This is a genomic window from Stenotrophomonas sp. 22DLJC03 (assembly GCF_056861405.1).
This window is the reverse complement of the sequence record NZ_JBSPUG010000001.1, coordinates 1,216,584-1,231,908: the sequence shown is the minus strand read 5'-3', so window position 1 is coordinate 1,231,908 and position 15,325 is coordinate 1,216,584. Positions and strand designations below refer to the sequence as shown.

15 protein-coding genes are annotated in these 15,325 nt (G+C 67.2%); 9 read left to right on the top strand and 6 right to left on the bottom strand.

Going from position 1 to position 15,325, the window contains the following annotated elements; translation table 11 throughout:
- Positions 1-11: 11 nt before the first annotated feature.
- Positions 12-938, bottom strand: a complete 927-nt coding sequence (locus AC13GA_RS05650; RefSeq protein ID WP_136638776.1) for a lytic transglycosylase domain-containing protein — start codon at positions 936-938, stop codon at positions 12-14.
- 46 nt (positions 939-984) lie between these two features.
- The gene (locus AC13GA_RS05645) at positions 985-1,953 is read right to left on the bottom strand and encodes a helix-turn-helix transcriptional regulator (protein ID WP_046983327.1); all 969 of its coding nucleotides are present in this window, start codon (positions 1,951-1,953) and stop codon (positions 985-987) included.
- Between the two features lie 80 nt (positions 1,954-2,033).
- Here AC13GA_RS05645 and AC13GA_RS05640 point away from each other — a divergent pair, with 80 nt between their 5' ends.
- Positions 2,034-2,654: a glutathione S-transferase family protein gene (locus AC13GA_RS05640; RefSeq protein WP_482997677.1), complete on the top strand. Its 621-nt coding sequence runs from the start codon at positions 2,034-2,036 to the stop codon at positions 2,652-2,654.
- A 187-nt stretch (positions 2,655-2,841) separates the two neighbouring features.
- On the top strand, positions 2,842-4,260 hold the full coding sequence (gene miaB / locus AC13GA_RS05635; protein ID WP_136638778.1) for a tRNA (N6-isopentenyl adenosine(37)-C2)-methylthiotransferase MiaB: 1,419 nt from the start codon (positions 2,842-2,844) through the stop codon (positions 4,258-4,260).
- A gap of 88 nt (positions 4,261-4,348) precedes the next feature.
- On the opposite strand, the gene AC13GA_RS05630 is transcribed toward miaB, so the two are convergent.
- From AC13GA_RS05630 to AC13GA_RS05620, 3 genes are all read right to left on the bottom strand, one after another.
- Entirely contained in the window at positions 4,349-5,461 is a 1,113-nt protein-coding gene (locus AC13GA_RS05630; RefSeq protein ID WP_482997676.1) for an ABC transporter permease, read from the bottom strand.
- A complete protein-coding gene (locus AC13GA_RS05625) occupies positions 5,458-6,336 on the bottom strand; it encodes an ABC transporter ATP-binding protein (RefSeq protein ID WP_482997675.1) in 879 nt (292 codons plus the stop codon). The genes AC13GA_RS05630 and AC13GA_RS05625 overlap by 4 nt, the downstream gene beginning before the upstream one ends.
- A gap of 65 nt (positions 6,337-6,401) precedes the next feature.
- On the bottom strand, positions 6,402-7,358 hold the full coding sequence (locus AC13GA_RS05620; protein WP_046983331.1) for an HlyD family secretion protein: 957 nt from the start codon (positions 7,356-7,358) through the stop codon (positions 6,402-6,404).
- A gap of 502 nt (positions 7,359-7,860) precedes the next feature.
- Here AC13GA_RS05620 and AC13GA_RS05615 point away from each other — a divergent pair.
- The 7 genes from AC13GA_RS05615 to AC13GA_RS05585 all read left to right on the top strand — a co-directional run bounded on the left by AC13GA_RS05615 (position 7,861) and on the right by AC13GA_RS05585 (position 13,818).
- Positions 7,861-8,847, top strand: a complete 987-nt coding sequence (locus AC13GA_RS05615; RefSeq protein WP_032969420.1) for a PhoH family protein — start codon at positions 7,861-7,863, stop codon at positions 8,845-8,847.
- Positions 8,844-9,329: an rRNA maturation RNase YbeY gene (ybeY, locus tag AC13GA_RS05610; RefSeq protein WP_019659039.1), complete on the top strand. Its 486-nt coding sequence runs from the start codon at positions 8,844-8,846 to the stop codon at positions 9,327-9,329. Before AC13GA_RS05615 ends, ybeY begins: the two co-directional genes overlap by 4 nt.
- A gap of 54 nt (positions 9,330-9,383) precedes the next feature.
- On the top strand, positions 9,384-9,992 hold the full coding sequence (locus AC13GA_RS05605; RefSeq protein ID WP_136638779.1) for a hypothetical protein: 609 nt from the start codon (positions 9,384-9,386) through the stop codon (positions 9,990-9,992).
- 28 nt (positions 9,993-10,020) lie between these two features.
- A complete protein-coding gene (locus tag AC13GA_RS05600; protein WP_482997674.1) occupies positions 10,021-10,596 on the top strand; it encodes a hypothetical protein in 576 nt (191 codons plus the stop codon).
- A 64-nt stretch (positions 10,597-10,660) separates the two neighbouring features.
- Positions 10,661-11,542 (top strand): CorC family transporter, encoded by an 882-nt coding sequence (locus AC13GA_RS05595; RefSeq protein WP_004151956.1) that lies wholly within the window; start codon positions 10,661-10,663, stop codon positions 11,540-11,542.
- Positions 11,539-12,789 (top strand): lipoprotein N-acyltransferase Lnb domain-containing protein, encoded by a 1,251-nt coding sequence (locus AC13GA_RS05590; RefSeq protein WP_136638781.1) that lies wholly within the window; start codon positions 11,539-11,541, stop codon positions 12,787-12,789. Before AC13GA_RS05595 ends, AC13GA_RS05590 begins: the two co-directional genes overlap by 4 nt.
- Positions 12,790-12,795: 6 nt before the next feature.
- Complete coding sequence (locus tag AC13GA_RS05585) at positions 12,796-13,818, top strand: magnesium and cobalt transport protein CorA (protein ID WP_046983335.1); 1,023 nt, start codon at positions 12,796-12,798, stop codon at positions 13,816-13,818.
- Positions 13,819-13,892: 74 nt separating this feature from the next.
- On the opposite strand, the gene AC13GA_RS05580 is transcribed toward AC13GA_RS05585, so the two are convergent.
- The gene (locus tag AC13GA_RS05580; protein ID WP_426353887.1) at positions 13,893-15,257 is read right to left on the bottom strand and encodes an NAD-dependent succinate-semialdehyde dehydrogenase; all 1,365 of its coding nucleotides are present in this window, start codon (positions 15,255-15,257) and stop codon (positions 13,893-13,895) included.
- Between the last annotated feature and the right edge of the window lie 68 nt (positions 15,258-15,325).

Here is a 15,325-nt window from a genome sequence, read left to right as displayed (position 1 = left end):
GTTAGCGGCACCTACTGGTGACTCAGGGCGGTGCGGTAACGCTCGGCCAGCTGGCCGACCCGGCGCACGTAATACTGGGTTTCGCTGTATGGCGGCACGCCACCGTGGCGGTCGACCGCGCCTTCGCCGGCGTTGTAGCCGGCGGCAGCCAGGGTCAGATCGCCGTTGAAGCGCTTCAGCAACCACGCAAGATACTGCACGCCGCCGCGGATGTTCTGTCCGGCATCGTAGGAATCACCAACCCCGAAGCGGGCGGCGGTGGGGGGCATCAGCTGCATCAGGCCCTGGGCGCCGGCGCGGCTGAGCGCGGTCGGGTTGTAGGCCGACTCGGCATGGATGATCGCGCGCACCACCGCCTCGTCGACGCCGAACTCGCGTGCGGCCGAGGTGATCTCGCTCTGGAATGCCGTGGTGTTCAAGCGCACCGTGCCGAAGTCCACGCGCGGATTGACCCCGCAGGCGTAGCAGCGCTCCATGAAGCTGTAGCGGATGGTGCGTACCGGGCCGAGATTGGCCACCTGGGTCGGCCGGGCGCTGGTGTAGTGGCGCACGCCGTCCTTCATGAAGGAATAGACCTGGCCGCTGACCATGCGGCCGCCACGCGGGGTGGCCTGGGGCGCCGGAACAGCTGCAGGTGTTGGCGTTGGTGCTGGCCCGACCACGGCCGGCGCCGCCACACCGGCCGCCACAGCGACCGGATTGCGCTCGATGCTGGCCACGGTGGCCGGAGACGGTTTCGGCGCGGAAACCACCGGGCGCGGTGCCGGGCGGCTATCGCGGCTGTAGCTGATGGTGCTGCAGCGGGCCCCGGCCACACGCTTGCTGACATAACTGGTGACGCCATCGGCGCCCTGGCACTTGTACAGGCTGCCGGCGCTGGCCGGCGCAGCGGTCAGCGCAGCGATGATGATCGCCGTTGTCCCCAGTATCCCCTTCATGGCGGCGAGTGTCCCAGCTTCGCCTGAGCTTGCCAAGCGATGCGGCTCAGGCTGTGACCGGCGCCACAGCCAGCACCTGGCCCAGCCCGGCCAAGCGCTGCGCCAGCTCGTCGCGCAGGCCTGGTGGCGTGGTCCACAGCGCCACCGGCACGCGGTCCAGGCTGAGGATCTGCGCCAGCATCATGCCGCGGCTCTCGGCGCCCATGCGCAGCAGGCAATGGTGGGCGCCATCGGCCTCCAGCACCCCGCACCACGGCGGAATGCGCCCTTCCAGCTCGGCGCGGCTGCCGGCCAGGCGCAGGATCGCCTGCAGCGCGAACGGGGCCTGGCTGACTGCCTGCCGCACCATCACATCCGGCGGTGCCGGGGTACGTCGGTGCATGCCCGGCTCGGAGCATTCGCGTACCGCGCCCATCCGGTCCACGCGCAGGGTGCGCCAGTCCTGGCGCCCCAGATCCCAGGCCAGCAGGTACCAGCGCCGACCGTAATTGACCAGATGCTGGGCCTCGACCTCGCGCTGGGTCACCGCGTCCTGCGCGCTGCGGTACTCGAAGGCCAGCCGCGCCGCCTGCCGGCAATGCAGGGCCAGCCGTCCCAGCAGCCGTGCATCGGTGGACGGAAGATCTGACAGGGTGGCCGTCGCTGCATGCACCTCGCCCGCCTGCTGGCGACGGCGGGCCGGCACCAGCGGGTCGAGCTTGGACAGCAGCCCACGCGCGGTGTCGTCGATTCCGGCGACGGTGGCCGATGCCGCACGCAGCGCGATGGCCAGGGTGGTCGCCTCCTCCTCATCCAGCAGCATCGGCAACACTGGCGCGCCGGACCCCAGCTGGTAGCCGCCGCCGACGCCGGCCGAGGCCTGCACCGGGTAACCCAGCTCGCGCAGGCGCTCGATGTCGCGGCGGATGCTGCGCCGGTCCACGCCCATGCGCTCGGCCAGTTCGGCGCCGGACCACTGGCGACGGGCCTGCAGCAGGGCGATCAGGCGCAGCAGTCGATGGGCGGTGTGGCGCATGAAGGATCGAGGACAGAAGTCGTCCGCAATAGTGCCTCAGGATGGCCTCCAGTTCACCACCCACCGCAAGGAGCAATGCCATGACGTCACGCCAGATCACCCTGTACCACGCCGCCCGTTCACGCTCGAGCGGCGCCGTGGCCCTGCTGGAAGCGCTGGGTGCCGACTACCGCATGCAGGTGCTGGACCTGAAGGCCGGCGCCAACCTGGCCCCGGCCTACCTGGCCATCAACCCGATGGGCAAGGTGCCGGCCATCGTCCACAACGGCGCCCTGGTGACCGAACAGGTGGCGATCTACCTGTACCTGGCCGACCTGTACCCGGAAGCCGGGCTGGCCCCGCCGATCGGCGACGCCCTGCGCGGCCCCTACCTGCGCTGGATGGCCTTCTATGGCGCCTGCTTCGAGCCGGCGATGATCGACAAGGCGATGCATCGCGAGCCGCCGCCGCGACTGATGTCGCCCTACAACGACGCGGAGACCGTGCTGCAGGTGATCGAAGCCCAGCTGGCGCAAGGCCCGCATCTGCTCGGCGAGACGATGAGCGCCGCCGACGTGCTGTGGGGCAATGCACTGGCCTGGACCACCGCCTTCGGCCTGGTGCAGCCGGCGCCGGCCACGGCTGACTACATCGCGCGAATGAGCGCGATGACCGCCTTTGACCGCTCGCGTCAGATCGATGCGGAGCTGGCAGCGGCTTAAGCAGCGCCCCCTTGTAGAGCCGAGCCCACGCTCGGCTTGGGTTTCAGCAGAGCCAGGCCATGCCTGGCTGCCACGTAGGTGATGGAGGAGCAGCCGAGCGTGGGCTCGGCTCTACACAGGCGCGGCGGGGGGCGCAGGATGCGGGTAGAATTGCCCGCTTTCCCGCCACCCGAATGGATTAAGCGCCATGACCGGGACGCCAGACGTCTTTCCGCCCGCCGCGCCGGGCGGTACCCCGCTCGTTGCCCTGCCCGCTGGTCCGCGCAAGCCTGACCAGGTCAAGGGCAAGCTGTACATCAAGACCCACGGTTGCCAGATGAACGAGTACGACTCGGCCAAGATGGCCGACGTGCTTGCCGCCAGCGATGGCCTGGAACTGACCGACAGCCCGGACGACGCCGACGTCATCCTGGTCAACACCTGCTCCATCCGTGAGAAGGCGCAGGAAAAGGTATTCAGCCAGCTGGGCGTGTGGAAGGGCCTGAAGAACAAGGGCCGTGAAGTCATCATCGGCGTGGGCGGCTGCGTCGCCTCGCAGGAAGGCGAAGCGATCATCAAGCGCGCGCCGTTCGTCGACCTGGTGTTCGGCCCGCAGACCCTGCACCGCCTGCCGGAACTGATCCGCGCACGGCGCGAGCAGAAGCGTCCGCAGGTGGACATCAGCTTCCCCGAGATCGAGAAGTTCGACCGCCTGCCCGAGCCGCGCGCCGACGGTGCCTCTGCCTTCGTCTCGATCATGGAAGGCTGTTCCAAGTACTGCTCGTTCTGCGTGGTGCCTTACACCCGCGGCACCGAGGTCAGCCGCCCGTTCGAGGACGTGGTGGTGGAAGTGGCGCAGCTGGCCGCGCAGGGCGTGCGCGAGATCAACCTGCTCGGCCAGAACGTCAATGCCTACCGCGGCCCGTATGGCGACGGCGAATTTGCCGACCTCGGCCTGCTGATCCGCACCATCGCCGAGATCGACGGTGTCGGTCGCATCCGCTTCACCACCTCGCACCCGCTGGAATTCAGCGATTCGCTGATCGATGCATTCCGCGACGTGCCGCAGCTGGCCAACTTCCTGCACCTGCCGGTGCAGGCCGGCAGCGACCGCGTGCTGTCGGCGATGAAGCGTGGTTACACCGCACTGGAATTCAAGTCGAAGATCCGCAAACTGCGCGCGGTGCGCCCGGACATCTCGATCAGCTCGGACTTCATCGTCGGCTTCCCCGGCGAGACCGATGCCGACTTCGAGAAGACCATGAAGCTGATCGAAGACATCGGCTTCGACCACAGCTTCTCCTTCATCTATTCGCGTCGCCCGGGCACCCCGGCTGCGGACCTGGAGGACACGATCAGCGACGCCGAGAAGCACGCACGCCTGTCGCGTCTGCAGGAACGCATCAATGCGCATGCCGCCGGCATCTCCGAGAAGATGGTCGGCACCGTGCAGACCGTGCTGGTGGAAGGTCCTTCGCGCAAGAACCCGAACGAGCTGACCGGCAAGACCGAGAACATGCGTTCGGTGAACTTCCCGGCACCGGCGCGGCTGATCGGCCAGTTCGTGGACGTGGTGATCACCGAAGCGCTGACCAATTCGCTGCGCGCGCGCGTGGTCGCGGGCTGACCGGCAGGGTCGGATCCCCGCAGGGGCTCCGACCCGTTGCACCGATCATTGGGGTCAGAGCCCCTGTGGGGATCCGACCCCGGCCACGTCAATCCAGCCGCTTGCGGAAGCGCAGGATCGCCAGCGTCATCATCACCACGATGAAGGCCAGCAGCGCCAGCGCGTCATGCCACAGCTCCCACAGCGAGGCCCCGCGCAGCATGATGCCGCGCACCAGTCGCAGGAAATGGGTCAGCGGAAGCACCTCGGCCAGCCACTGCACCGGCCGCGGCATGCCCGCGAACGGGAACATGAAGCCCGACAGCAGGATCGACGGCAGGAACAGGAACAGAGTCATCTGCATGGCCTGGAACTGCGAGCGCGCGCGCGTGGAAATCAGCAGGCCCAACGCCAGGTTGGCCAGCACCAGCAGCACCGCCGCCAGGTAGATGTCCAACAGGCTGCCGCGGATCGGCACCTGGAACAGCCATGTGCCAAGCAGCAGCACCAGCGTAGTCTGCAGCAGGCCGATGGCCGCATAGGGCAGCACCTTGCCGACCATCAGTTCGCTGCGTGACACCGGCGTGGCGATCAGCAGTTCCATGTTGCCGCGCTCGCGTTCGCGCACCACCGCCACGGCAGTGAACATCACCAGGGTCATGGTCAGGATCACCCCGATCAGGCCCGGCACGATGTTCACTGCCGAACGCCGCTGCGGGTTGTAGAAACTGGTCACACTGATCGGACCACCGGCGATGCTGCCTTCGCGTAGTGGCCGCGCGTTGCTGGTCGGTCGTGTCTCCAGCGGCACCTGCGCCAGCTGGATCGCCGCGCTCTGTACAACCGTGTCGCTGCCATCGACCAGCACCTGTACCGCCTCGCGTCCATCGAAACGGCGCCGCTCGAAGTCGGCCGGCACCGCGATGCCGACACTGATCTCGCCACGGCGCAACGCCTGCATCAGCTCATCAGGCGTGTAGGTGTCGCTGCGCGGCGTGATCACACCAGTGGCCACCATGTCCTGCACCAGCGCACGCGACGCCGCACTGTTGGCCTGGTCGGCGACACCGGCGTTGAGATGGCGCAGGTTGAGATTGATCGCGTAGCCGAACAGCAGCAGCTGCATTACCGGAATGCCGACGATCATCGCCAGCGTGATGCGGTCGCGGCGCAGCTGCCGCAGTTCCTTGAGCATGATCGCCCACAGCCGGCGCAGGTTCATGCCGCCGGCTCCCGGCCGCGGCCGCGGGTGGCGGCCACGAAGACGTCTTCCAGGTTCGGCGCCACCGGCTCAATGCTGGCCTGCGGATCGGCACCGGCCAGTGCATGGCGCAGCTCAGCAACTTCTGCCATCTCCCCACTGCACAGCACGCGCAGCTGAGTGCCGATCTGCGCCACGCTCAGCACGCCAGGCAATGCGGCCAGCGCGCGGCTGGCCTGACGCGGTTGCACCGACGTGACCTGCAACGTGCGGCCTTGCAGCTGTGCACACAGCTCGTCCGGCGTGCCGTCGGCCACCAGTGCGCCACGATCGAGAATCGCCAGCCGGTGGCAGCGCTCGGCCTCGTCCATGTAATGGGTTGAAACCAGCACGGTGGTACCGGCGTCGGCCAGCTCGAACAGGGCCTCCCAGAAATCGCGGCGCGATTCCGGATCGACCGCACTGGTCGGCTCGTCCAGGAACAGCAGTTCCGGCCCATGTATCACCGCACCGGCCAGCGCCAGGCGCTGCTTCTGCCCACCGCTGAGGGTGCCGGCCAACTGCGGCTGCCGGTCCTGCAGGCGGTACTGCTGCAGAAGCGCTTCGATCCGCTGTCGGGCCTGCGCGCGCGGCAGGTCCTGGATGGCGGCGAGGAATTCCAGGTTCTCGCGCACCGACAGGTCTTCGTACAGCGAGAAGCGCTGGGTCATGTAGCCGATGCGCCGGCGCAGCGCCTCTGCCTGCTCGGGCACTGCCAGTCCCAGCACCTCGATCTGCCCTGCGCTGGGTTCCAGCAGGCCGCACAGCATGCGGATGGTGGTTGACTTGCCGGACCCGTTCGGGCCCAGGAAGCCGTAGACCTGGCCGCGCGGCACGGTCAGGTCGACGTTGTCCACGGCCAGAAGTTCGCCGAAGCGACGCGTCAGCCCTCGTGCGCGGACCGCGATGTCCTCACTGGTGTTCAGAAGCGCACCTGCACCGGCAACCCGGCCGGGAGCTTCTGCATGTCCGCAGCCTCGTCCACTTCGATCTCGGCCAGATAGCTCAAGCGCGCGACGTCGTCGCCGGTCAGTGCGTAGTACGGCGTGAACGAGGGCTCGCTGCGGATCGAACGCACGCGCCCCTTCAGCACGGTGCCGCCCCCTTCCAACTGCACCTGTGCGGCCTGCCCCACGGTGACCTGCAGGCGCAGCGGCTGCGGCAGGTAGACACGCGCGTAGGGACGCTCGCCGACCAGCATCACCGCCAGCGGTGCGCCGATGGGGGCCTGGTCACCCTGCCGATACGGCAAGGCATCGACCACGCCATCGCGTGGCGCGCGCAGCTGCAGCTTCTGCAGATTGACCCCCTGCACGACCTGTTGTGCCTGTGCGGCTTCGGCGGTGGCCTGGCCCTGGGCGATGTCCTGCAAGCGACTGCCGTGCACCAGCTCCAGCCAGGCCTGCTCGGCAGCATGCACGCTGGCCTCGGCATTGCCGGCGGCGGCGCGTGCGCGGTCCAGTTCGGCGGCGGCGATCAGGCGCTGCTGCGCCAACGGCTGCACCCGGCGGTAGTAGGCACTGGCCTCGGCGGCCTGTGCGCGCAATGCGGTCAGCTGTGCCTTTGCCTGCGCGATCTGCTCCTGGCGCGGTCCGATCTTCAGTTCTTCCAGTTGCGCCTGCGCTCGGGCCGTGTCGGCCTGAGCGGCAGCGAACTGCGCGTCGCCGCGGGCCGGGTCGAGCTGCATCAGCACCGCGCCGGCCTTGACCTGCTGGCCTTCGTGCACGTCCACCGTGGCGATTACTTCGGCTGCCGGCGCCGGCACCGTGATCCGGTCCCATTCCAGCGTGCCCAGTGCGATGGGCGGTGCCTGCCCACACCCTGCCAGCAGACCGATGCCTACCAGCCCAATTCGACGCATGCCGTTGCCCATATCCATGCCAGCCCCTACTGCGACGGCGCTACGGTGCCATGTGCTCCGTGCACCCACAATGATCCCGATCAGCCCTGACGGTTTTTTCACCACGGCGTGGCGAAGCCCTTGCGACAAGGGTCTGAGCCACCTATCCACAGGTTGATTCAGCATCATTCCACAGCGGGTGTGGAAAACCGGCACGGCACGCTGCCGTTGCTCGCCTGGCAGTGGAACATGCGCTGCCATCACGATGAATCCCGGAGTGCGCTGCGAAGTAGCCTCCTTGCGACGCGTTTGTCCTTTCGATGCGGGAGCCCTTGCGGCCGTGACGATTTTTTCACCACCTTCTCATGAGGCTTGTGGCACAAGCACTGCAGAGGTCTATCCACAGGTTTCCTCAGCTCCCGTCCACACCGGGTGTGGAAAACGCTGTATCGCCCTCCTGCTGGCCGTGCGCCCCGTGCGCGCGCTACCCTTGTCCTCCCTGAATACACTGCGGTGGAAGGCTTCCGCCCCACCCAAAGCAATGAAAAGCATCGATCATCGAGACTTCACCCTGTCGCCGGAAGACAACGAGCGATTGGCCAACCTGTGCGGCCCCTTCGATGGCCACCTGCGCCAGATCGAGCTGAAGCTCGGCGTGGAGATCGCCAACCGTGGCTTCGTGTTCCGCATCAGCGGGCCGAACGAGGCCATCGTCGAGGCGCAGAAGCTGGTCGAGGCGCTGTACGCCGAAGCCGGTGAGACCACCTTCGACAACCACGCCATCCATCTGCGCCTGGCGCAGGCCAATGTCGAGCAGATCGCCGAGCGCTCCTACGAAGCACAGGACGTGGCAATCAAGGTCAAGCGCGGCACGGTGCGCGGACGTGGCGCCAACCAGAGCCGCTACCTGCACCAGATCGCCAGCCACGACATCAACTTCGGTATCGGCCCGGCCGGCACCGGCAAGACCTTCCTGGCCGTAGCCAGCGCGGTCGAGGCGCTGAACGAGTCGCGGGTGCAGCGGCTGATCCTGGTGCGCCCGGCAGTGGAAGCCGGCGAGAAGCTGGGCTTCCTGCCCGGCGACCTGAGCCAGAAGGTCGACCCCTACCTGCGACCGCTGTACGACGCCCTGTACGAGATGATGGGTGTGGAAAAGGTGGTGAAGCTGCTCGAGCGCAACGTCATCGAGATCGCACCGCTGGCCTACATGCGCGGCCGCACGCTCAACGATGCATTCGTGATCCTGGACGAAGCACAGAACACCACCATCGAGCAGATGAAGATGTTCCTGACCCGCCTGGGCTATGGCTCGACCGCAGTGGTCACCGGTGACCTGACCCAGACCGATCTGCCCAAGCATGTGAAGTCCGGCCTTCGCGATGCCATCGATGTGCTGCGCGAGGTCGAGGGCGTGAGCTTCACCTTCTTCGAATCCCGCGACGTGGTGCGCCACCCGCTGGTGGCGCGTATCGTCAGTGCCTACGACCGCCGCGACCTGCATCAGATCCAACCTGGAGCAACTCCATGACCCGTGGTCCCGTGCGACTGGACGTCGCCGTCAGTTACGCCCTGCCGCGTGCCGGCCTGCCGGCGGCCGTCAGCTTCCGCAAGTGGGTGGCCGCTGCGCTGAAGGGCCGCATCCGCGAGGCCGACCTGGCCATCCGCGTGGTCGATGCCAAGGAGGGGCAGTCGCTGAACCGCCATTACCGTGGCAAGGACTACGCCACCAACGTGCTCAGCTTCCCGGCCGAAGTGCCCGAAGGCCTGCCCAAGGGCGTGAAATTTCCACTGCTCGGTGACCTGGTGATCTGCGCACCGGTGGTGGCCCGCGAGGCCGACGAACAGGGCAAGGCACTCAACGCGCACTACGCGCACCTGACCGTGCACGGCGTGCTGCACCTGCTCGGCTGGGACCACGAAGACGACAAGGAAGCCGAGGCGATGGAACAGCTGGAGCGTGACATCCTGGCCGAGCTCGGCATCGCCGATCCGTACGCTGGCGAGCGCTGAGCGGGAAACGCCCCCAATGCCCCATGCCGGGGGCCAGAAACCGGAGGAACAAGGATGACCTCGCACGGCAGCTTCATTCCGTTTCTGATTGGCGCCAGCCTGTTTGCCGTCCTGGTGGTGCTCGGTGCCTATGCCGTTCAACGCATCGGCGCCCGTGATCCCGCCGGCAGCCACTGGCTGCTGCGCGGCCTGGCCCTGCTGTCGCCCGTCTGTCTGCTGATCGGGCTGGCGATCGGCTTGATCGGCCCGCATCTCACCGGCGAACGCGAGCCGGTCCATCTTCCCGGAATGTGGGAAACGTCGATGGTGCTGGTGCTGGTGGGTGCACTGACCCTTCCGGTCCTGTGGCGAATGATCCTGCACCGCCGTCTGGGCCGCTCCGTAAACGCGCTGCCGTTCTTCCATGCCAGCCGCACCGCGCTGCTGGTGCTGTTCGTGCTGGCCGTGATCTACATGAAAGTGGCCAGGATCGCGGCAGCGGAACTGATGCCCTGGCTGACCAGCCCGGGCCTGTGGCCGACCGTGGCGCGCATCGCGGGGCAGTTGATGCAGGTCGCCATGCTTGCGGTCGTGCTGACCCTGTCGCTGATGGTCGTACGGCGGGCGATGGTCGGCTTCCTGCGCCTTCTCACCCGGCCTTCCGGGCGTTCGCCGGAGCTATGATGGCGGCCCCCGACCACGGAAACCGCTCGTGTCATTGCGCTGCTGCCTGCCCCTGCTGTGTGCCCTTGCGGCCCCGTCTGCCGTCGCCTCCAGCCTGGACCTGCCGGCGCTGATCGAATGCCGCCAGGGTATGGCCGAGTACGCCGCACTGGCACCGCTGCTGGCCGACCCGCTGAAAGCCGTGGCCCAGGGCCTGCAGCCGCTGCCGCAGGGCAACCAGTTCATGAGCGAGTACCGCCTGGCCCAGCCGATCAGCGTATTTGGCACAGTCACCGAGCGGGTGGCCGTGGCCGGCGCCAGCTTCATGGCCGTCCTCGACCAGGCCGACCCGCGGCCGCTGGCCAAGCAGCTGGAACTGGAGACCGGCTACGACCAGGACGGCAAGTTCATGGCCGGGCGCGAGCTGGTCAGCCGCGATATGACCGACCCGAAGACCGGCGAGGCCCAGATCGAGTCGATCATCCTCAGCGTCTCCACCGTGGCCTCCCACCCCGGCAAGACCCTGGCCGGCTGCACCTACAGCCTGGACCTGCCCGAGGAGGAAGCCCCCCGGCCCGAACTGGCCCCGCCGCCGATCACTGGACCGGGCAGCGTCGGTAACTGACAGGCCGCCACATCCTGCTAGACTTGGGCCAACGCCCGGCCTGCCGGGTGCCTTTTTTCCAGAGATGTCAGAAGACGACAGTAGTAGCTCCCCCGCGGAGCACAGTGAAAAGAAGCGCGGCTGGCTTGAACGCCTGACCTCCGCCTTCTCCGGCGAACCCCACACCCGCGACGAGCTGGTCGCTGTCCTGCACACCGCGCAGGAAGAGGGTCTGATTGCCGCCGATACCCTGAAGATGATGGAAGGCGCCATTTCGGTGGCCGAGCTGACCGTGGGCGACGTGATGATTTCGCGCTCGCAGATGGTCTCGCTGCCGGTCGAAGCGCCCTTCCTGGAACTGATGAAGCAGGTGGTCGAATCCGGCCATTCGCGCTTCCCGGTGCACGGCGAGAACAAGGACGACATCCTTGGCATCCTGCTGGCCAAGGACCTGCTGCGCGGCGTGGTTGCCGACAACGGCCCGGCCAACGTGCGTGAGCTGCTGCGCCCGGCGGTGCTGATTCCGGAGGCCAAGAAGCTCAACGTGCTTCTCAAGGAGTTCCGCCTGTCGCGCAACCACATGGCCATCGTGGTCGACGAGTACGGCGGTGTCGCCGGCCTGGTCACCATCGAAGACGTGCTGGAACAGATCGTCGGCGACATCGACGACGAGCATGACGAAGCTGAAGATCCCTCGGCGCAGATCGCCATCCAGTCCGACGGCCAGTACGTGGTCGACGCGCTGACCCCGATCGGCGACTTCAACGAGCGATTCGGCGCGACGTTCTCCGACGAAGACTACGACACCATCGGCGGCCTGGTCACCGAGGCCGTGGGCCATCTGCCGGAAGTCGGTGACGAGCTGGCGCTGGACCGTTTCATGTTCCGTGTGGCCCGCGCCGATGCGCGCCGGGTGCAGGCCTTCCACGTGACCGTGCTGCCGCCGGACGCGCAGGACGACGCTTGAAGCGCCGCGGCCTGATCCTGACGCTGTGGCTGGCACTGTGCGTGCTGGCCATGGGCCTGCCGCTGGCCGCCTTCGCGCAGCCTGCGGCAGCCGCGCCTGCCGTACCCGCGACCCACGCCGAAGCCCCTGCCCCGCGCATCGGCGTGGTGACCATGCAGCCGGGCACGGTGTTCTTCGAACGCTTCGGCCATGACGCCATCGTGGTGCTTGATCCGGTCAGCGGCGAGGCGACCTCCTACAACTTCGGCTACTTCGACCCGTCCGAGGACGATTTCATCAGCCGCTTCGCACGCGGCGACATGATGTATTACCTGGTGGCGCTGCCGTTGCAGCAGGACCTGTCGTACTACGACGAGACCGGCCGTGGCGCCAGCGTGCAGTGGCTGGACCTGCGCCCGGACCAGGCACGTGCGCTGGCCGCCGATCTGGCCGAGCGGGCCAAGCCGGAAAACGCGCGCTACCACTACGACTACTACACCGCCAACTGCGCGACGATGGTGCGCGACACGGTGGACAAGGCACTCGGCGGTGGCCTGCACTCGCAGCTGTCGGGCCGCTCGCGTGGCAATACCTACCGCAGTGAATCGGTTCGCCTGGCATCGCCGGCACCGTGGATGTGGCTGGGCTTCGATGTAGGCCTTGGGCCGTTCGCCGACCAGCCGCTGTCGCGCTGGCAGGAAGCCTTCGTGCCGATGCGCCTGGCAGATGCACTGCGCCAGGCACGCAACAGCGATGGCCGTCCGCTGGTGCAGTCCGAACAGGAACTGCTGCCGCACCGCATCGACCCGGAGCCGAAGGAGTTCGCACGCCGTTGGTGGCCGTGGCTGCTGTGCGGCCTGGTAATCGCCGCTGGCGTGCTGGCGCTGCGCAACCGCCCGCGCCTGCTGGCGGGGCTGGCCCTGCCGTTCTGGCTGCTGTGCGCCCTGTTCGGTGGCGTGCTGGTGTTCCTGTGGGGCTTCAGCATCCACTACGCCGCATGGGCCAACCGCAACCTGCTGTTGCTCTCGCCGCTGGCGGTGCTGCTGCTGCCGGGTGCGATCGCCCTGCTGCGCCGACGTGTGCCGGGCCGCATGTTCAGGATCGTGCTGTGGCTGCTGGCGGTACAGGCCGTAGCCGCGCTGGTGCTGCACTGGCTGAGCCTGCAGGCGCAGTACAACGTGCAGTGGATCGTGCTGCTGCTGCCGGTCCATGTGGCCCTGGCCTGGGTACTGGGCCGGCGTCCTCACTTGTCGGAAACACGGCACTGACGCACGATGGCGGGCATGTCATTGCCCGCCTCCGCTTCCGCACCTGCTTCGGCCAACCCCGCCTGCGTCATCAACTGCGTCCACTACGATGACGAGGGCAAACGCCACGACATCAGCCTGGATGCCATCAGCGACGTCATCGCCAGTGGCAACGGCTTCGTCTGGGTCGGCCTGTACGACCCCAACGACGATGTGCTGCTGAAACTGCAGGAGGAATTCTGCCTGCACGACCTGGCCATCGAGGATGCGCGCAACGCGCACCAGCGGCCCAAGGTCGAAACCTACGGCAACTCAATGTTCGTGGTGGTGACCACCGCGCAGATGGTCGACGAGCGTATCCAGTACGGCGAAACCCACGCCTTCCTCGGCCCGCGCTTCCTGGTCACGGTGCGCCATGGTGCTTCGCTGTCCTATGCACCTGTGCGCGCACGCGTGGAACGCGAGCCGCAGCTGCTGAAGATGGGCCCGTCGTACTGCCTGTACGCAGTGGCCGACTTCGTGGTCGACAACTACCTGCCCATCGTGCACCGCTTCCGCGACACCCTGGACCTGCTGGAAAAGGACATCTTTGCGGACAACTACAAGCGCAGCACGGTGGTGCGGCTGTACGAGCTCAAGCGCGAACTGAACAAGATGCGGATGGCGGTGGCGCCACTGCAGGACGTACTGGCTCAGCTGCGCCGCTACCAGGGCGAACTGATCCCCGACGAAGTGAAGCTGTACATCCGCGACGTGCACGACCACGCAGTACGCATCAGCGATGTGATCGACACCCTGCGCGAGATGCTGGGCACCGCACTGAGCGTAAACCTGTCGCTGGTGACGCTGGCGCAGGGCGAGACGGTGAAGCGGCTGGGTGCATGGGCGGCGCTGCTGGCGGCGCCGACGCTGATCACCAGCTGGTACGGCATGAACTTCAGCCACATGCCGGAGCTGAGCGAACCGTGGTCCTACCCGCTGATGATCGTGGGCGTGGGTGGCGTGTGCGTGGGGTTGTACCGGTTGTTCAAGCGCGCGAAGTGGTTGTAGCCCGCTTTGGGTAGTGCCGGCCGCGGGCCGGCAACCAGGCAATGCCGGCCAGCGGCCGGCACTACCGTTCGGCATCAAGCCACGTAGACGGTCTTGATGTTCATGAACTCATGGATGCCGTGGTCGGCCAGTTCACGGCCGAAACCGGACTGCTTGCTGCCACCGAACGGCAAGCGCGCATCGCTCTTGACGATGGCGTTGACGAACGCCGCGCCGCATTCCATGCGTTGCGCGAAACGTTCGCCGCGCACTGGATCGCGCGTCCACACGCTGCCGCCCAGGCCAAAACGGGTGTCGTTGGCCACGCGCAGCGCCTCGGCCTCGTCCTTGACCCGGATCACCGCAGCGACCGGACCGAACAGTTCCTCGTCGTAGGCAGGCATGCCCGGGCCGACCTGATCGAGCACGGTGGCCGGATAGCCGGCATGCGTGCCCGCAATCGGCTCACCACCCACCAGCACCCGAGCGCCCTTGGCCACACTGGCCTGCACCTGCTTGTGCAGTTCGTCGCGTAGATCAGCGCGGGCCATGGGTGCCAGCGTGGTGCCGCGCTCGTCGGGATCACCGTACCGCCGCTCGCCCGCCGCTTCAACGAAACGACGGGTGAACTCATCGGCCACCGCCTCGACCACGATGAAGCGCTTGGCCGCGATGCAGGTCTGCCCGCTGTTGTCGAAGCGCGACTTCACCGCCGCCGCCACGGTCTTGTCGAGGTCGGCATCGTCTAGCACCACGAAGGCATCGCTGCCCCCGAGCTCCATCACCGACTTCTTCAGCTGGCTGCCCGCGTTGGACGCAATCGAGCGCCCTGCCCGTTCGCTGCCAGTCAGGGTCACCGCCTTCACCCGTGCATCGCGCAGCACGTCGGCCGCCTGGTCGTTGTCGATGTGCAGTACATCGAACACGCCGTCCGGCAGGCCACCGTCACGGCATACCGCCAGGATCAGGCCGGCACACTGGGGCACATTGCTGGCGTGCTTGAGCAGGGCCACGTTGCCAGCCATGAACGCCGGAGCGAGAAAACGGAACACCTGCCAGATCGGGAAATTCCACGGCATCACCGCGAACACGCAGCCGATCGGCTCGTAGCGCACATAGCTGCGCTGGGCTTCGGTGTCGATCAGCTGCGGCTTGAGGTAATCAGCGGCGTGGTCGGCGTAGAACTCGCAGGCCGCCGCGCACTTGTCGACCTCGGCCAACGCCTCCGCCTTGAGCTTGCCCATCTCGTGGGTCATCGCCTGTTGCAGATCATCGCGGCGCGCACGCAGTTGGCCAGCGATCTGCTTGAGGATCGCCCCCCGTTCCTGCAGCGAGCGCTCGGCCCAGCCGGGGAATGCATCGGCGGCGGCCTGCAGGCGCTGCTCGATGTCGGCAGCACCCATCAGTTCATGGCGGTAGGTCACCTGGCCGGTGGCCGGGTCGACAATCTCGACGGTCATGGGGGATCTCCATCTGGTAGACCCCCATTGTGCGCCGCCGGCCGTGAGCCGGATGTTGCCGACGCTGT

Excerpts from the sequence above, each read along its gene's own strand:
- AC13GA_RS05615 (WP_032969420.1), top strand. The coding sequence starts at position 7,861 with ATGAAAAGCATCGATCATCGAGACTTCACCCTGTCGCCGGAAGACAAC.
- AC13GA_RS05640 (WP_482997677.1), top strand. The coding sequence starts at position 2,034 with ATGACGTCACGCCAGATCACCCTGTACCACGCCGCCCGTTCACGCTCG.
- ybeY (WP_019659039.1), top strand. The coding sequence starts at position 8,844 with ATGACCCGTGGTCCCGTGCGACTGGACGTCGCCGTCAGTTACGCCCTG.
- AC13GA_RS05595 (WP_004151956.1), top strand. The coding sequence starts at position 10,661 with ATGTCAGAAGACGACAGTAGTAGCTCCCCCGCGGAGCACAGTGAAAAG.
- AC13GA_RS05645 (WP_046983327.1), bottom strand. The coding sequence starts at position 1,953 with ATGCGCCACACCGCCCATCGACTGCTGCGCCTGATCGCCCTGCTGCAG.
- AC13GA_RS05630 (WP_482997676.1), bottom strand. The coding sequence starts at position 5,461 with ATGAACCTGCGCCGGCTGTGGGCGATCATGCTCAAGGAACTGCGGCAG.
- AC13GA_RS05585 (WP_046983335.1), top strand. The coding sequence starts at position 12,796 with ATGGCGGGCATGTCATTGCCCGCCTCCGCTTCCGCACCTGCTTCGGCC.
- AC13GA_RS05580 (WP_426353887.1), bottom strand. The coding sequence starts at position 15,257 with ATGACCGTCGAGATTGTCGACCCGGCCACCGGCCAGGTGACCTACCGC.
- AC13GA_RS05620 (WP_046983331.1), bottom strand. The coding sequence starts at position 7,358 with ATGGATATGGGCAACGGCATGCGTCGAATTGGGCTGGTAGGCATCGGT.
- miaB (WP_136638778.1), top strand. The coding sequence starts at position 2,842 with ATGACCGGGACGCCAGACGTCTTTCCGCCCGCCGCGCCGGGCGGTACC.
- AC13GA_RS05650 (WP_136638776.1), bottom strand. The coding sequence starts at position 938 with ATGAAGGGGATACTGGGGACAACGGCGATCATCATCGCTGCGCTGACC.
- AC13GA_RS05605 (WP_136638779.1), top strand. The coding sequence starts at position 9,384 with ATGACCTCGCACGGCAGCTTCATTCCGTTTCTGATTGGCGCCAGCCTG.